This is a genomic window from Legionella sp. km772 (genome assembly GCF_003989735.1).
Classification (GTDB): Bacteria; Pseudomonadota; Gammaproteobacteria; order Legionellales; family Legionellaceae; genus Legionella.
The window spans coordinates 1-1,425 of sequence record NZ_RZGQ01000342.1 but is presented as its reverse complement, the minus strand read 5'-3'; the positions used below and the strand labels follow the sequence as shown (position 1 = coordinate 1,425).

Genomic DNA, 1,425 nt, shown 5'->3' with positions numbered 1-1,425 from the left:
AACTCATTTAAATCACTTTGCTATTAAGTACAAATTGATTCTTAGAGCGAACCAGATTGCTTGGCAGGAGCTTAAAAATATGGCAGCTTAAAATTGACCGTGCGTAACATGAGTAAATTAGGAAGTCCTGCAAGAAGGAAACTTAGATTATCTGTGCCCACATCAGCATCAACCGTATTCTTTTTTACTCCTAATCCTCGTAAAGGAGCTATAATTTTTTGGCTAGCTGTTAAGATATCTTTACGTCCATTAAGCGAAAATCCAGTTATCGCACCAGAGCCTGCATCTAAAATAACGACCCCCGCAGCTTTGTTCATTTCCTTATAGTGCGATAATACATAAGCATGAGAACCTATAAATCCCTGCTCCTCTCCGCTGAATAATGCAAACCGGATACTGCGCCGGGGCTTAATTCCAGCTTTCTTAATGGCGCGAAAAGCATCAATGACCAGTGCAACATTGCAGCCATTATCCAAAGCCCCAGTACCTAAATCCCAAGAATCTAGATGAGCACCCAATAAGACCCACTCCTCGGGCTTTTCCCTACCCTTTATTTCAGCAATAACATTCCAGGATGTAAATGCAGGGCTTATTTGATTGGGCATATCGATATTCATAATAAGAGGTTTTTGTTGCGCCAGTAGGCGAGAGATACGTAAACCATCTTCTCGAGCAACAATAAACATCGGTAATACATCAATTTGATTGGGCCCTACATTCATATGACGATACAGCAAAGCACGCGGACGCCTAGAAATCAGTGCGATCGCTGTGGCTTTGGCTCTCACTGCGCGCTCCACAATAGGTGGTAAATCAAGATATTCGTCAAAGAGGTCGTCCCAAGTTTTCATAACCTTGGAATGTAGAAGAAGAACGGCGCCAGCGAGCTCACCTGCTTGTTGAAACTCTTTAGCACTTCCAAAGCCCACATCAACAACGCGTACAGGTGTTTGGGTTAGCAATGCCGGTGACCATCCGAGAGAAACAGCCCGTACAGTAAAGTTATTAGGGGGCTCTACTTGAATCTGTGTAGGTCCTTCTTGCCATCCCACCTGCATAGTAAAGGGCTCAATAAAGACTTGCTCAGCCCCAGCCTGTTTAAAAGCCTTGACACTCCAATCCACTGCACGCCTTAAGGCAGGTGTACCAGGTAGTCGCCCACCAATTTCATCGCTTAATACACGGACATTATCTTCTAATGGAGAACGTTTCTGTGCCTGCTTCATTACTTTATCAAGGGGGGAAATAGCGTAAGAAAGATTAGTGACTAGAAGCAAAACAGAAATACAAAAAGGGTTCATAATAAATTAATAACTCATGTTACGCACATAAACTTGTAGTTTGACTAAAAAGCATTAGAATTCCGCCCTTAATTTTAGGGAGGGAATTAAATGGATATGCTTGATCTTTATAGTGATTATTTGA

Annotated in this window: 1 protein-coding gene; it reads right to left on the bottom strand. The window is 42.4% G+C overall.

The genetic code is table 11. The features are described from left to right. Nucleotides 1-71: 71 nt before the first annotated feature. Nucleotides 72-1,301, bottom strand: a complete 1,230-nt coding sequence (locus ELY15_RS15765) for a M20/M25/M40 family metallo-hydrolase (protein WP_127101705.1) — start codon at nt 1,299-1,301, stop codon at nt 72-74. Nucleotides 1,302-1,425 lie beyond the last annotated feature (124 nt).